Here is a 13,875-nt window from a genome sequence, read left to right on the forward strand (position 1 = left end):
TTTATGGCAAGAGCAAGTAAAGATGATACAAAATTAACCGGCAAACAAAAAGCTGCCATCCTCTTAATCTCGTTAGGACCTGATGTAGCGTCAAACGTGTATAAACATTTGTCTGAAGAAGAAATCGAAAAGCTTACCCTTGAAATATCAGGGGTAAGGCAAGTAGATTCATCTAAAAAAGAAGAAGTAATCGAAGAGTTTCATGATATTGCAATGGCGCAGGATTATATATCCCAAGGGGGTATTTCTTATGCGAAAGAAATTTTGGAAAAAGCTCTTGGTGCTGATAAAGCAACGAGTATTATCCACCGTTTAACATCATCATTACAAGTAAGGCCTTTTGATTTTGCAAGAAAAGCAGATCCAGGTCAAATTTTAAACTTTATTCAAAATGAACATCCGCAAACAATTGCATTAGTTTTATCTTATTTAGAACCAGCACAGTCTGGTCAAATTTTATCTGAGCTGCCGCAGGAGGTTCAGGCAGATATCGCAAGAAGGATTGCTATTATGGATAGTACATCACCTGAAATTATTAATGAGGTCGAGCAAATCCTTGAAAGAAAGCTTTCAGCGACAGTCACACAGGATTATACACAAACTGGTGGGGTCGAATCTGTTGTTGAAGTGCTGAATGGTGTAGACCGCAGTACAGAAAAAACAATTTTGGATGCACTTGCCATTCAAGATCCAGAGCTTGCTGAAGAAATTAAGAAGAGAATGTTTGTCTTTGAAGATATTGTCACGCTGGACAGCCGTGCAATTCAGCGTGTTATCCGTGATGTGGAAAACGACGATCTCATGCTTTCACTGAAAGTTGCGAGTGAAGAAGTTAAAGATATTGTATTTAAAAATATGTCAAAACGGATGGCGGATACATTTAAAGAGGAAATGGAATTTATGGGTCCTGTCCGTCTTCGTGATGTGGAAGAAGCACAATCACGAATTGTCGGTGTTATCCGTCGATTAGAAGAAGCTGGAGAAATTATCGTTGCCCGTGGTGGAGGGGATGATATCATTGTCTAGATTAATAAAATCGAGATTTACCAATGATCAGGAAAAGAAAGAAATTAAAATTCAAACGATCAATCTTCTCGTTGCTGGAGAAGAAAATAGTGAAGAGATTGGTCAGGAATTCTCCTATAGAGCAGCACAATTAATCGAATCCGCACAACATCAGGCAGAAGAAATGATTGGATCTGCACAAAATCAGCTTGCGGAAATTAGGTAGCAAATAGAAGAGGAACAAGCTTTATGGAATGAACAGCGTGAGTTACTGATCGAAGAGGCGAAACGAGAAGGGTATGCGGAAGGGATGGAAATTGGACGCGCGGAAGCACTGGCTGAACACCAAGGTTTGATTGACCATGCAAAGGGTATTATCGAACGTTCAGAAAAAGATTATATTGAAAAAATAGAATCTTCTGAAGAAATGATTTTACAGCTGTCAGTGAAAATAGCAGAGAAAATTATTCTTTCGCAGCTCGCTGAAGATCCAGTAATATTTTTAAATATTGTAAAGCAAGTATTAAAAGAAGTAAAAGAATATGAAAATATTAAAATTCATGTCCATCCATTAAACTATGAACTCGTTTTAAATCAAAAAAATGAACTGATGTCCATTTTAACGAGTGAAACAGATCTTTATATTTATGCAAATGATGAAGTAGAGGAAAATGGCTGTTATATTGAGTCACCGTATGGCCGAATTGATGCAAGTATTGATACACAGCTATTTGAATTAAAAAAGCAATTAATCGAGCTGCTCGGTGAGGGGTGACGTTCGTGAGTATAGCTAGTCTCATTCAACAAGTCGATATGCTAGATCCTTATAAGCGATATGGAAAAGTAAAAAGAGTTGTTGGTTTAATGATTGAATCAAGGGGTCCTGAAAGCTCTATTGGCGACCTTTGCTATATTTATACAGGCACGAAAAAAGAAAAAAAGATTCCAGCAGAAGTTGTTGGTTTTAAAGATGAAAATATACTGTTAATGCCGTTCCTTCAAGTAACAGATATTGCACCGGGAAGTGTTGTCGAGGCAACGAACGATACATTAAAAGTAAAAGTCGGCTCGAGCCTTATTGGAAAAACAATTGATGCATTCGGACATCCGCTCGATGAGATGAATCTTCCTAAAGGATTAACATATGTGCCGACAGATCAATCACCTCCAAATCCGATGAAAAGACCACCAATTGAAGAAAAAATTGAAGTTGGTGTGAGGATGATTGACAGTTTGCTCACTGTCGGCAAGGGACAGCGTGTTGGTATTTTTGCCGGAAGCGGTGTCGGGAAAAGTACATTAATGGGAATGATTGCACGCAATACGAATGCTGATCTGAACGTTATTGCCCTTATTGGGGAGCGTGGACGTGAAGTTCGTGAATTTATTGAACGCGATCTCGGCCCAGAAGGATTAAAGAGATCTATTGTTATCGTCGCGACGAGTGACCAGCCGGCATTGATGAGAATAAAAGCTGCCTACACAGCGACAGCAATTGCAGAATATTTTCGTGATAAAGGGCTTGATGTCATGTTCATGATGGATTCTGTTACACGGGTTGCGATGGCTCAGCGTGAAATTGGGCTTGCAATCGGGGAACCGCCAACGACAAAAGGATATACACCTTCTGTTTTTGCTATTTTGCCAAAGCTCCTTGAAAGAACGGGGACGAATGAATTCGGTACGATTACCGCGTTTTACACCGTTTTAGTGGATGGGGATGATATGAATGAACCGATCGCAGACACAGTGCGAGGGATTTTAGATGGTCATATCGTCTTAGACCGTGAGCTTGCAAATAAAGGGCAATTTCCAGCAATCAATGTATTGAAAAGTATAAGCCGTGTTATGAACAATATCGTAACGAGTGAGCACCGCGAATCTGCAACCAAGCTTCGAAATTTATTGTCAACATACATTAATTCAGAGGATTTAATTAATATTGGTGCATATAAAAGAGGTTCATCACGGGAAATTGATGAGGCAATCCGGTTTTATCCGAATATTATTTCCTTTTTAAAACAAGGTGTGGAACAGAAAATTTCGAGTGAACAAAGTGTTGCTACACTTCATCAATTGATAGAGAAAGGTGAGTTTTAATGGGCTATCAATTTCGCTTTCAAAAAGTACTGGATTTAAAAGAAAATGAAAAAGAAAGATCTTTATCTGAATACAATGAATCTGTTCATGAATTTGAACAGGTTGCTGAAAAATTGTACGACTGTTTAAAGAAAAAAGAAGTACTTGAATCAAATACACATGAAAAATTAAATAACGGGATGTCTGTTCAAGAAATTAGGCATTTTCAACAATTTGTTTCAAACTTGGAAAAAACAATTTTACATTATCAAAATCTTGTAGTAATTACGAGAAATAAAATGAATGAAAAGCAAGTACAGCTCATGGAAAAAAATATTGAAGTGAAGAAATATGAAAAAATGAAGAGTAAACACTTTGATGTTTATGCGAGTGAATTAAAAGAAAATGAGCAAAAAGAAATGGATGACCTTTCAATTCAAACATACATGTTTCGTGGAAATTAGGTGAAAAACAGATGGAAAACGAAGAAAAACGAACGAGTAAATTTCAAATGTTTTTATTTCTAATTTTTATTCCACTTATCTTTTTAATTATTATTGTATACTCTGTTTTAACTTTCGCAGGCTTTAGTCCAGTTGAGAAGACGATGAACTTTGCTAAAACAATTCCATACGTTGGTGATTATTTAAAGCCGAAAGAAGAAAAAGAAAAACAAACAGAAGAAGATAAACTGGTCAGTGTACAAGAAGGTTTTAAGAAAGAAAAGAAGAAATTGAAAGAAACGATTGAAAAACAGAAGGCAGACTTAAAGGTGTTAGAAACTGATGTAACAGCGAAAGAGACAGAGATTCAAAGATTAACACAGGAAGTTAGTTCACTGGAACAGCAGCTTGAAGCGGTAGAGGAAAAAGAGAAAAAGGCTAAAAACAAAGATATTGCTAAAGTGTACAGTGCAATGTCAAGTGGAAAAGCCGCGGAACTTATTCCTAACTTAAGTACCGATGAAGCGATGTACATACTCACTTCATTAAAAGATAAGCAAGTAACAGATATTTTATCAAAAATGTCAACAGAAGATGCAGTGAAGTATACGAAACTGTTAAATGAACAAAACGGACAATGATCAAAGGAGGTGAAAAAATGAATGTCGCAGTACTTATGCAAGCGATGAATGTCGGAACACCTGCTATACAAAGGGCTAATAATGAAGCGCCACCTGTGAGCAGTTTTAAAGATGTTCTAGCGCTTGAACAAAATAGCAGTCAGATGGATAATTCGGGACAAATTTCAGTTGGAATTGTTGAGGAAGAAGTTACAGTTGATCCAATGAAATTATTAACAGAAGATATTGAAGCAATTTTAGCAGCTCTTCCGATGGAAGATGGTATTTTCAAACAGCCGATTAGTGAGGAAGATTTACTACAGCTAAATTTCTTGCCCGAACCGCAACTGCAAGAAGTAGAAAACATCGTTAAAGGCTCTTACTCCCTCGATGAAATTATCGAAAAAATGAATGATGCTTCACCTTTAGCAGGAATTCTCTCATTATTGATTGGGATGGAGAAGCTTAGTGAGCAAACAGATGTTAATTTTAAAGAACCTTTATTGAAAATTAAACAAATGTTTGAAGAGACTGTTCCGACGTTATCAAATAATAAAACTAGTGAAAATATTACTATTACAAACTTCATTAAAGATTTGCAAGCTTTAGATGAAGCGGATTTTACAAAACTTGCTTCACATTTAACAGCAGTGAAACTAGCAGCAATGTATGAACAAAAGAGAGAAAATATACTCCCTCTTTTGAAAAACATAGACGATCTGCCTGATCATGTATCTCAATTTCTTAATAAAACCGCTGGCACGGCTTTAGAAAAAGAAGTTGTACAAGAGATCGTAACACATATTAAAACAGAGCTAAAATCTGGACAGCCAATTCAAAATATCCAAACAATTATTGAATCAGTTATTACAAAGTTTCAAACAGTTGAGCCACGTTCAGAAGTAAAAACGGAAATTACAATTTCATTAGATCAATTCGTAAATAAAGATCAGGCTTTGACCGTCATAAAAGAAAAAGTTGAACCACAAGTAAGACAGGAATTTACGAATCAATTATTAACTGCGATGAAAAACAGTCGATTTGGACAAACACCAAATGGAACAAATCGTCTCATTATTAAATTAAACCCCGAACATCTCGGCCAATTAACTATCAGGCTTACACAGCAAAATGGCGAGATGGTTGCAAGGATTATCGCATCAACACAATCAGCAAAAGACTTGCTTGAACATAGTGTAAACCAATTAAGACATGTCCTTCCGTCTGTCAGTGTTCAAATTGACCGGTTTGAGCTTTTAGCGGAAAATTACCGCGAGCAGCAGGGGAATAAAGAACGGAATGAACAGTCAGACGCACAATCTGGACAGAAGCAGAAGGATGATGAAACAGATGCTTCACAGTCTTTTAAAGAAGTATTTACGACACAAATAGGAAGTGAGGAGGTAGAGAGTGAGTAATAGTACAGCAATTAGTTCGGATTTATATCTTTCCAATAAAGTTGAAACGAGAAAAACAGGGAATTCAAGTCTCGGAAAAGATGAGTTTTTAAAAATTTTAATTGCTCAATTGCAAAATCAAGATCCATTAAAACCGATGGAAGATAAAGAGTTTATCGCCCAAATGGCTAGTTTCTCGTCTTTAGAACAGATGACAAACTTGAATAAAACGATGGAAAACTTTATTTTATCTCAATCGAGTAATGAAATGTTGAGATATTCAGAGATGATAGGGAAGAAAGTAGAATGGCGTGATATCGCTGCGGGCAGTGAATCAACGGTTGAAACAGGTTCAGGTATTGTAAAATCGATTAAGAGGAAAGACGGAATGATCGTTTTAGAACTTGATAATGGGAAAGAAATTATGAGTTATGCTGTTACAAAGATTGTTGATGCTGAAGCTAAGCCTGCTATAGAATCTAAACCAGAGTCAGAATCTAAACTTGAATCAGAAAATACATCAGAAACAGCATAAATAGGGGTGGGATCATGCCATATCGGATTACTCCAATTAACCACCATCCAATAGAATTACTTACTAACAGTAAGCCTAAGGTAACGGAAAAAACATCGTTTAAACAAATATTTCAAGAGATTAAAAACGAACATTTAAAGATCAGTAAACATGCTCAAGAGAGACTGTCAGAAAGAAAGATTGATATTTCAACAGAACAATGGAATTCAATCGAAGAAAAAGTGCAAGAAGCCCATAAAAAAGGTGTCAATGATTCTCTAGTACTTATAAACGATGCAGCACTTATTATAAGTGCTAAAAACAATACTGTTATTACAGCAATGAATCTTGACGAAGCAAAATCACAAATTTTCACAAATATAAACGGAACAATCATTATGGACTGAAAAGGCTGGACCAATTGGAGGCTAAGCGTTGTTGAATGAAGGAAACAACAAAGTCCGATAAAAAGGGAGAGAAATAAATGTTACGTTCAATGTATGCAGGAATAAGCGGGATGAAAAACTTTCAGACGAAGTTAGATGTGATTGGAAATAATATTGCCAATGTGAATACTTATGGATTTAAAAAAGGACGTGTTACTTTTAAAGATATGATCAGTCAGCAAATTGCGGGTGCAGCAGCTGCGACAGGTAACCGAGGAGGAGTGAATGCTCAGCAGGTTGGTTTAGGTTCGCAACTTTCTTCAATTGATACAATTCATACAACGGGAGCAACACAAACAACTGCACGTACATTAGATCTCGCTTTATCAGGTGATGGCTTTTTTCCAGTAGCAACAATTTCTGATTTAGCAAGGGTTGGTATCGATCGTGGTAATCAAATTGGTGATAATAAAATTTCAGGTTCCATTGATCGTGCTATGAGCTTGAATTATACAAGAGCAGGGAACTTTTATTTAGATGATCGAGGATATTTAGTGACAGCTGATGGAATGTATTTAGTTGGAGAAACTGGGGAGAAAACAATACCGACTGACGCTGCAAGAACAAAAGGAAATGCAGCGCTTAGTGTAATTACTGGCTTCGAAGGTCAATTTAAAACAATTAGTGACGAACTCAGTGTTTTTACTAAAAAAGCTAATTCTTTATTAACGGCATTTCAAAACTATGCTGATGCTTATAAAGTATTACAAGCTTCAGCAAATCCAGCAGATACTACTTCAAAAGAGTATAAGGCAATGGATAATGCACAAAAGGCATTGAAAACTGTCTACGATGATTTTAATACAACTGCTGGTACTTTTAAGACAACTATTACCAACTTTAATACGGCGATTGGGCCCTTAAACACAGGGATTAATACCTTTAATACAACTGCTCCAATTGTTGATATTATTAGTCAAGTTAGTACACTTACGGATAAATTAACTACTCAAGGTACACATTATCCTGCTGCTAGTGGTGCTGTTACTACTACTAATACGCCTTTAACTACTGAAATTGATACAATGAAAACATTAATAGATGAAGTTTCAAATTTTACAATGGAGGTAGGGAAAATTGGTCAAGGTGTTGTTCAATTTGAAACAGCGGCAGAGGATTTAGACAAACCACAATGGACAAATAGTTTAAGTGGAGAAGCTGGATTAATACAAATCCCGCTCGATGCACAAAGTTTCTCAATTGGTCCAGATGGTACAGTATCATTTGTAAATAGAAAAGGCCAATTAAATGTTGCTGGACAAATCCGTATTGCTAACTTTGCAAATGCAGGTGGACTTGAAAAGGTTGGTGGAAACTTATTCCGTGAATCAGTTAGCTCTGGTTCAGTTGATAAAAATAACAATGGTATCCAACTTGATGAATTATTTGCTCCAGGCAGTGATGGAGCTGCTACAATTGTTGCTGGATCTCTTGAAATGTCCAACGTCGACCTATCCGAAGAATTCACAGAAATGATCGTCGCACAGCGTGGATTCCAATCAAACACAAAATTATCACAACGTCAGATGAAATTTTACAAGAGTTAATGGGCTTAAAACGATAATTCGTTTAAGGAGGTAGCCGTTACCTCATAATGGTTTGACCCCATAAATTTCACTTATGGGGTCTGACATTTCTGTTAAAAGGGCGGTGCAAAACAAAATGATCCAATTAACAAAACTAAATGGAAAAACATTTTCCCTAAATGCGATTTATATTGAGCAGCTGGAGTCATTTCCTGATACGACTATTACATTATCAAATGGGAATAAGTTCGTTGTGAAGGAGTCAGAGAGTGTAGTAAGGTCAAGAATTATCGAGTTTTACAATGTGATTAATGTTCTATCCGTTAAAAAGGGTCCGGAGGTACTGGAAGATGAATAAGAAGCTGTTAAGTATTATGCTTATTATCCTTATTTCCATTACGTTAATAGGAGTAATTGCTTATTTTGTCGTAATGAAAGTAGCAAATGGAGAAAGCGAAGCTAGTAAGGAGCCGACGATTGACGAAGTCGTGGAGGCATCTGTAGACATCCCGGAAATTACAACAAATCTTGCAACTAATCATATCGTTCGTCTTTCATTTAAAATAGAAACAGACTCGAAAAAAGCGAAAGAAGAGCTTGAAAAACGAGAATTTCAAGTGAAAGATATTATTATAGCTGAGCTTGGCAATATGACGGTTGAGCAGTTAGAGGGCAAAGAGGGCATTCAGAAATTTAAAGAAACGATTAAAAATGATGTGAATGAACTAATGCATGAGGGCAAGGTAATAAAGGTCTACACAACATCCTATATTCTTCAATAATAATTAATTTTTTCTGTTTAGGAGGTGAAGACTTTGGCAGGTGAAGTACTATCTCAAAGTGAGATTGATGCCTTGCTTTCAGCCATTTCGACTGGAGAAATGGATGCTGATGAGCTAAAGAAAGAAGAAGCAGAGCGAAAAGTAAAAGTATATGATTTTAAACGGGCGCTTCGTTTTTCAAAAGATCAAATTCGAAGTTTAACGAGGATTCACGAAAACTTTGCGAGGCTTTTAACGACTTATTATTCTGCACAGCTTAGAACATATACGCAAATAACGGTCGCATCGGTCGACCAACTGCCATATGAAGAATTCATTCGCTCCGTGCCGAAGATGACAGTGTTAAATGTGTTTGAACTTAATCCATTAGAGGGCAGAGTGCTAATGGAAATAAATCCGAATATCGCTTATGCAATGATGGATCGGGTAATGGGTGGAATTGGATCAAGTTACAATAAAATTGACAATTTGACAGAAATTGAACAAAATATTATGTCTGGACTTTTTGAAAAATCGCTTGAAAACTATCAAGAGGCATGGAATACAATTGTTGATGTAGAAGCAAATATGACCGATTTTGAAGTAAACCCGCAATTTCTACAAATGGTATCACCTAATGAAACAATTGTCTTAATTTCATTTAATACGCAAATAGGCGAAGTTAGCGGAATGATTAATTTATGTATTCCACATGTTGTCCTTGAACCGATTATACCGAAATTATCCGTGCATTACTGGATGCAATCAGAACGAAAAGAACCAAAGCAGGCTGAAATGGAGGCTCTGCAAAAACAGATTCGTCTCGCTCAATTACCAATAATTGCGGAACTGGGAGCATCTGAGATTTCGATTCAGGATTTCCTTCATTTACAAAAAGGGGATGTCATTCAATTAGATAGAACCATCGACCAGCCATTAGTAGTAAAAATAGGCGATAGACAGAAATTTACTGGACAGCCTGGAAGGATGAATAAAAAAATAGCAGTTCAAATTATTGACCAATTAGTGAGAGGTGACGAAGATGGTGAGTAATGATATGTTATCGCAAGATGAAATCGATGCTCTTTTAAATGGTGGTCCAAAGAGCGATGAACCGGTTAATGATGCAGATAATGAAGTGAAAGATGTAGAAAATGAAGTGAAGATGGAAGACTATTTTAGTGAAATTGAGCAAGATGCGATTGGAGAAATAGGGAATATTTCATTCGGAAGCTCAGCAACGGCATTGTCCACATTATTAAATCAAAAAGTAGAAATTACGACACCGACTGTTGCACTCATTCAGAAATCGGAGTTAGTAAGTGATTTTCCAGACCCATATGTGGCGATTGAAGTAAATTACACGATTGGTTTCTCAGGAAGTAATTTGTTAGTAATCAAACAGAGTGATGCAGCAATCATCGCTGACTTAATGATGGGTGGAGATGGAACGAACCCTAGTGATATGCTGGGAGAAATTCAAGTAAGTGCTGTGCAGGAAGCGATGAACCAAATGATGGGTTCTGCTGCAACATCGATGTCAACTGTTTTTAATAAGAAGGTTGATATCTCACCTCCAACTGTTGAACTGATTGAGTTTGAACCAGGTGCACCGCCAGAGGCAAATATATTCATTCAAGTTTCCTTCAGATTGAAGATTGGTACATTAATAGATTCTAATATTATGCAGCTTTTACCAGTCCATTTTGCGAGAGAGCTAGTAGATGAATTGATGAATCCGCCACAAGCAGCCGCGGAAGAAGCAGTACAGGAAATGGTACAGGAAGCAGTTGAAACACAGCCAGTGAGTGAGGCACCTGCAGAAAAAAGAATAGGGAAAGCAGTTCAATCTGCACCGCAAGAGCAGTATACAGTTCAATCTGAACCAGTACAAGCTGAACAGCCAGCTTACACAAGACCAGCTCCAGTGAAAACTCAGCCAGTTGTTGATGTGAAACCAGCCGAGTTTGCAGCTTTTGAACCAGTAGAACTTGCACAGCATGAAGCACAGAATCTTGATATGCTGTTAGATATTCCGTTAAAGGTAACGGTTGAGCTTGGGAGAACGAAGCGTTCTGTTAAAGAAATATTAGAAATTTCCTCCGGCTCTATTATTGAACTGGACAAGCTTGCGGGTGAACCTGTTGACATCCTCGTTAATAATAAAATTATTGCAAAAGGGGAAGTCGTTGTTATTGATGAAAGCTTCGGTGTTCGTGTAACAGAAATAGGAAGCCAGGTAGAAAGATTAAATCAACTTAGATAATTTATAAGAGGAGTGGGGAGAATTATGGCACATAAAATTTTAATTGTAGACGATGCAGCATTTATGAGAATGATGATTAAGGATATTTTAACGAAAAACGGCTATGATGTTGTCGGAGAAGCGGCTGACGGTGCTCAAGCAGTTGAAAAGTATAAAGAACTTCAGCCAGATCTAGTAACGATGGATATTACAATGCCTGAGATGGATGGAATCGCGGCATTAAAAGCAATTAAAGAAATCAATCCGAATGCAAGAGTTATTATGTGTTCAGCGATGGGACAGCAAGCGATGGTTATTGATGCTATTCAAGCAGGAGCAAAAGATTTTATCGTGAAGCCATTCCAAGCTGATCGTGTACTAGAAGCAGTCGGAAAAACTTTAAGCTAAAAGGTGGCATCTTACATTGATGCGAAAAAAACTCATCTTGTCTTTATTTCTTTTTTCCGTTTATATGATCGCTCCGGTTGGTACAAATTTTGTATCAGCGGAGCAAACGGATAAAAGTGTGTACGACATAATAAGTGAACAAAGTGAAAAAAAAGAAACAGAAAAGGGTAATGAAGTAAAGGAAGAAAACAAAGCAACAGATGAAAATAAGTCAACGAATAAATCACTGTCCATTACTTTTATGGATGTTTTTAAACTGATAATTGCATTAGCATTTGTCATCTTTCTTATTTATTTCCTATTAAAGTTTGTGACGAAAAGAAATCGTTTTTTTCAGCAGGCGAAATATGTTGAGAATATCGGCGGAACAAGCTTAGGGACAAATAAATCTATTCAATTGGTGAGATTAGGAGATAAAGTACTCATTCTCGGGGTAGGAGAATCTATAACATTAATAAAAGAGATTGATAATGAGGAAGAGAGCAAGAGAATTATCGAAGAATATGAGAGTAAATTTGAGCAAATGACAGAGCCGAAGGATTTACTTCAGAAACTATCCAATAAGCTGGTGAAAAGAAATATACCTATTCCTGAACAAAGGGGAAAGAAATCGTTTTCATCAACATTTAAAGAACAATTGACACAAATAAAAAACGAGCGAAGTGCAGAGATTGAGGATGTAAAGGGAAAGGGTAAACGAAACGATGAATGAATTTATGGAATTTTTTAATGCGAGTGATCCGGGAAGTGTGAGTACATCCGTTAAACTGCTATTATTATTAACGGTACTTTCTATTGCTCCTAGTATTTTAATTTTAATGACATGTTTTACACGAATCATTATCGTGCTTTCATTCGTTCGAACTTCTCTTGCTACCCAGCAAATGCCTCCGAACCAAGTGTTAATCGGTATTTCTCTTTTCCTTACTTTCTTTATTATGGCTCCGACATTTCAGCAAGTAAATGAACAGGCATTAACACCTTTATTTAATGAAGAAATTAATTTAGAAGAGGCGTATACGCGTGCAGCTCTTCCATTTAAAGAGTTTATGAGTAAACATACACGTGAAAAAGACCTTGCATTATTTTTAAACTATGCAAATCTTGAAAAGCCAAAAACAATTGAAGATATTCCACTAACGGCATTAGTACCAGCATATGCGATAAGTGAAATAAAGACAGCTTTCCAGATAGGATTTATGATCTTTATTCCTTTTCTAGTCATTGATATGGTCGTAGCAAGTGTCCTGATGTCGATGGGGATGATGATGCTTCCGCCGGTTATGATTTCCTTACCGTTTAAAATTTTATTATTTGTTCTTGTAGACGGTTGGTATTTAGTCATTAAATCATTATTACAAAGCTTTTAGAATGGGTGAAAAAAATGAGTTCAGAGTTCATTATTTCTTTGGCAGAAAAAGCAGTTTATACCATATTAATCATTTGTGGGCCGTTATTATTACTAGCATTAGTCGTCGGTCTTGCGGTAAGTATTTTCCAGGCGACCACGCAAATTCAAGAGCAAACTTTAGCATTTGTTCCGAAAATAATCGCTGTTTTAGTCGGCTTAATCTTTTTCGGTCCATGGATGTTATCAACACTTCTATCCTATGCTAAAGATATTTTCGGAAATTTAGATCGTTTTATAGGATAAAGATGGCTATATTTGAAAATTTCCCTGCCTTTTTGCTCATTTTTGTAAGAATCGCTTCTTTTTTCGTAACACTACCATTATTTTCTTATAGAACGATGCCAAATATATTGAAAATTGGACTTTCTTTTTTTCTCGCTTGGATTACTTTTTTTGCTATTAATGCACCCGTACTAGAAATTAACGGTCAATATTTTATGTTAATTATAAAAGAAGCATTAGTAGGATTATTAGTAGGTTTCATTGCCTATGTCATTATGTCCGCTATTCAAATTGCCGGAGGATTTATCGATTTTCAAATGGGATTTGCGATGGCAAACGTCATTGATCCGCAAACAGGTGCACAATCACCGATAATGGGTCAATTTTTATATACATTTGCTCTATTGTTAATGCTTGGTTTAAATGCGCATCATCTATTAATTGACGGTATTTATTACAGTTATCAATTCGTCCCGCTTGGCGAGCTTTCATTCGGACTTGGGCAAGAGAGTACGACTGAATTCGTCGTTAAAATTTTCAATGCGATGTTTATCGTTGCTTTTCAAATGGCTATTCCAGTTGTCGGCTCTTTATTTTTAGTCGATATTGCCCTTGGTATTGTTGCTAGAACTGTTCCACAGTTTAATATTTTCGTCGTCGGTTTACCGATTAAAATCGTCGTTAGTTTTATTATGTTGTTTCTCGTCATGGGAGCTTTGTTTGGAATTATGCAAAAAATAATTGAAATGATGATTCGGACGATGCGAAGTCTTTTAGAGTTGCTCGGGGGTATGTAAT

Annotated in this window: 19 protein-coding genes; all 19 read left to right on the plus strand. The window is 36.6% G+C overall.

Annotated features, from left to right (window positions below; all coding sequences use genetic code 11):
* Positions 1-3 precede the first annotated feature (3 nt).
* The 19 genes from fliG to fliR all read left to right on the plus strand — a co-directional run bounded on the left by fliG (position 4) and on the right by fliR (position 13,874).
* The gene (gene fliG / locus BFA01S_RS02490; RefSeq protein WP_066225396.1) at positions 4-1,026 is read left to right on the plus strand and encodes a flagellar motor switch protein FliG; all 1,023 of its coding nucleotides are present in this window, start codon (positions 4-6) and stop codon (positions 1,024-1,026) included.
* Positions 1,019-1,231 (plus strand): hypothetical protein, encoded by a 213-nt coding sequence (locus tag BFA01S_RS02495; protein ID WP_066225398.1) that lies wholly within the window; start codon positions 1,019-1,021, stop codon positions 1,229-1,231. Before fliG ends, BFA01S_RS02495 begins: the two co-directional genes overlap by 8 nt.
* 3 nt (positions 1,232-1,234) lie before the next feature.
* Entirely contained in the window at positions 1,235-1,780 is a 546-nt protein-coding gene (gene fliH, locus BFA01S_RS02500) for a flagellar assembly protein FliH (protein WP_082799822.1), read from the plus strand.
* Positions 1,781-1,785: 5 nt separating this feature from the next.
* The gene (gene fliI, locus BFA01S_RS02505; RefSeq protein ID WP_066225402.1) at positions 1,786-3,105 is read left to right on the plus strand and encodes a flagellar protein export ATPase FliI; all 1,320 of its coding nucleotides are present in this window, start codon (positions 1,786-1,788) and stop codon (positions 3,103-3,105) included.
* Positions 3,105-3,548: a flagellar export protein FliJ gene (fliJ, locus tag BFA01S_RS02510; RefSeq protein ID WP_066225404.1), complete on the plus strand. Its 444-nt coding sequence runs from the start codon at positions 3,105-3,107 to the stop codon at positions 3,546-3,548. The genes fliI and fliJ overlap by 1 nt, the downstream gene beginning before the upstream one ends.
* An 11-nt stretch (positions 3,549-3,559) precedes the next feature.
* Positions 3,560-4,168 carry a MotE family protein gene (locus BFA01S_RS02515; RefSeq protein WP_066225406.1) on the plus strand — a complete coding sequence of 203 codons (609 nt, stop codon included), beginning with the start codon at positions 3,560-3,562 and terminating at the stop codon, positions 4,166-4,168.
* A gap of 17 nt (positions 4,169-4,185) precedes the next feature.
* Complete coding sequence (locus tag BFA01S_RS02520; protein ID WP_066225408.1) at positions 4,186-5,565, plus strand: flagellar hook-length control protein FliK; 1,380 nt, start codon at positions 4,186-4,188, stop codon at positions 5,563-5,565.
* Positions 5,558-6,079 carry a flagellar hook assembly protein FlgD gene (gene flgD / locus BFA01S_RS02525; protein WP_082799824.1) on the plus strand — a complete coding sequence of 174 codons (522 nt, stop codon included), beginning with the start codon at positions 5,558-5,560 and terminating at the stop codon, positions 6,077-6,079. Before BFA01S_RS02520 ends, flgD begins: the two co-directional genes overlap by 8 nt.
* A 14-nt stretch (positions 6,080-6,093) precedes the next feature.
* Positions 6,094-6,465, plus strand: coding sequence for a TIGR02530 family flagellar biosynthesis protein (locus BFA01S_RS02530; RefSeq protein ID WP_066225410.1), 372 nt, complete (start codon positions 6,094-6,096; stop codon positions 6,463-6,465).
* A 77-nt stretch (positions 6,466-6,542) separates the two neighbouring features.
* On the plus strand, positions 6,543-8,051 hold the full coding sequence (locus tag BFA01S_RS02535) for a flagellar hook-basal body complex protein (RefSeq protein ID WP_066225412.1): 1,509 nt from the start codon (positions 6,543-6,545) through the stop codon (positions 8,049-8,051).
* A gap of 115 nt (positions 8,052-8,166) precedes the next feature.
* Positions 8,167-8,388, plus strand: a complete 222-nt coding sequence (locus BFA01S_RS02540) for a flagellar FlbD family protein (RefSeq protein WP_066225414.1) — start codon at positions 8,167-8,169, stop codon at positions 8,386-8,388.
* Complete coding sequence (gene fliL / locus BFA01S_RS02545) at positions 8,381-8,812, plus strand: flagellar basal body-associated protein FliL (protein ID WP_066225416.1); 432 nt, start codon at positions 8,381-8,383, stop codon at positions 8,810-8,812. Before BFA01S_RS02540 ends, fliL begins: the two co-directional genes overlap by 8 nt.
* Before the next feature lie 33 nt (positions 8,813-8,845).
* Positions 8,846-9,844, plus strand: a complete 999-nt coding sequence (gene fliM, locus BFA01S_RS02550) for a flagellar motor switch protein FliM (protein ID WP_066225418.1) — start codon at positions 8,846-8,848, stop codon at positions 9,842-9,844.
* A complete protein-coding gene (fliY, locus tag BFA01S_RS02555; protein ID WP_412758783.1) occupies positions 9,837-11,057 on the plus strand; it encodes a flagellar motor switch phosphatase FliY in 1,221 nt (406 codons plus the stop codon). Before fliM ends, fliY begins: the two co-directional genes overlap by 8 nt.
* A gap of 24 nt (positions 11,058-11,081) precedes the next feature.
* Positions 11,082-11,444 carry a response regulator gene (locus BFA01S_RS02560; protein WP_066225422.1) on the plus strand — a complete coding sequence of 121 codons (363 nt, stop codon included), beginning with the start codon at positions 11,082-11,084 and terminating at the stop codon, positions 11,442-11,444.
* A gap of 19 nt (positions 11,445-11,463) precedes the next feature.
* Entirely contained in the window at positions 11,464-12,156 is a 693-nt protein-coding gene (gene fliO, locus BFA01S_RS02565) for a flagellar biosynthetic protein FliO (protein WP_235842947.1), read from the plus strand.
* Positions 12,149-12,814 (plus strand): flagellar type III secretion system pore protein FliP, encoded by a 666-nt coding sequence (gene fliP / locus BFA01S_RS02570; protein WP_066225426.1) that lies wholly within the window; start codon positions 12,149-12,151, stop codon positions 12,812-12,814. Before fliO ends, fliP begins: the two co-directional genes overlap by 8 nt.
* 14 nt (positions 12,815-12,828) lie before the next feature.
* Complete coding sequence (gene fliQ, locus BFA01S_RS02575; protein WP_066225427.1) at positions 12,829-13,098, plus strand: flagellar biosynthesis protein FliQ; 270 nt, start codon at positions 12,829-12,831, stop codon at positions 13,096-13,098.
* Between the two features lie 2 nt (positions 13,099-13,100).
* Positions 13,101-13,874: a flagellar biosynthetic protein FliR gene (gene fliR, locus BFA01S_RS02580; protein WP_066225429.1), complete on the plus strand. Its 774-nt coding sequence runs from the start codon at positions 13,101-13,103 to the stop codon at positions 13,872-13,874.
* Position 13,875 lies beyond the last annotated feature (1 nt).

The organism is Metabacillus fastidiosus NBRC 101226, from assembly GCF_001591625.1.
Taxonomy (GTDB): domain Bacteria; phylum Bacillota; class Bacilli; order Bacillales; family Bacillaceae; genus Metabacillus; species Metabacillus fastidiosus.

Bases quoted from the DNA above. Each gene is read 5' to 3' on its own strand.
- fliP (WP_066225426.1), top strand. From the start codon at position 12,149: ATGAATGAATTTATGGAATTTTTTAATGCGAGTGATCCGGGAAGTGTG.
- BFA01S_RS02535 (WP_066225412.1), top strand. From the start codon at position 6,543: ATGTTACGTTCAATGTATGCAGGAATAAGCGGGATGAAAAACTTTCAG.
- fliJ (WP_066225404.1), top strand. From the start codon at position 3,105: ATGGGCTATCAATTTCGCTTTCAAAAAGTACTGGATTTAAAAGAAAAT.
- BFA01S_RS02515 (WP_066225406.1), top strand. From the start codon at position 3,560: ATGGAAAACGAAGAAAAACGAACGAGTAAATTTCAAATGTTTTTATTT.
- BFA01S_RS02540 (WP_066225414.1), top strand. From the start codon at position 8,167: ATGATCCAATTAACAAAACTAAATGGAAAAACATTTTCCCTAAATGCG.
- fliO (WP_235842947.1), top strand. From the start codon at position 11,464: ATGCGAAAAAAACTCATCTTGTCTTTATTTCTTTTTTCCGTTTATATG.
- BFA01S_RS02530 (WP_066225410.1), top strand. From the start codon at position 6,094: ATGCCATATCGGATTACTCCAATTAACCACCATCCAATAGAATTACTT.
- BFA01S_RS02520 (WP_066225408.1), top strand. From the start codon at position 4,186: ATGAATGTCGCAGTACTTATGCAAGCGATGAATGTCGGAACACCTGCT.
- BFA01S_RS02560 (WP_066225422.1), top strand. From the start codon at position 11,082: ATGGCACATAAAATTTTAATTGTAGACGATGCAGCATTTATGAGAATG.
- fliL (WP_066225416.1), top strand. From the start codon at position 8,381: ATGAATAAGAAGCTGTTAAGTATTATGCTTATTATCCTTATTTCCATT.
- fliR (WP_066225429.1), top strand. From the start codon at position 13,101: ATGGCTATATTTGAAAATTTCCCTGCCTTTTTGCTCATTTTTGTAAGA.
- fliQ (WP_066225427.1), top strand. From the start codon at position 12,829: ATGAGTTCAGAGTTCATTATTTCTTTGGCAGAAAAAGCAGTTTATACC.
- fliG (WP_066225396.1), top strand. From the start codon at position 4: ATGGCAAGAGCAAGTAAAGATGATACAAAATTAACCGGCAAACAAAAA.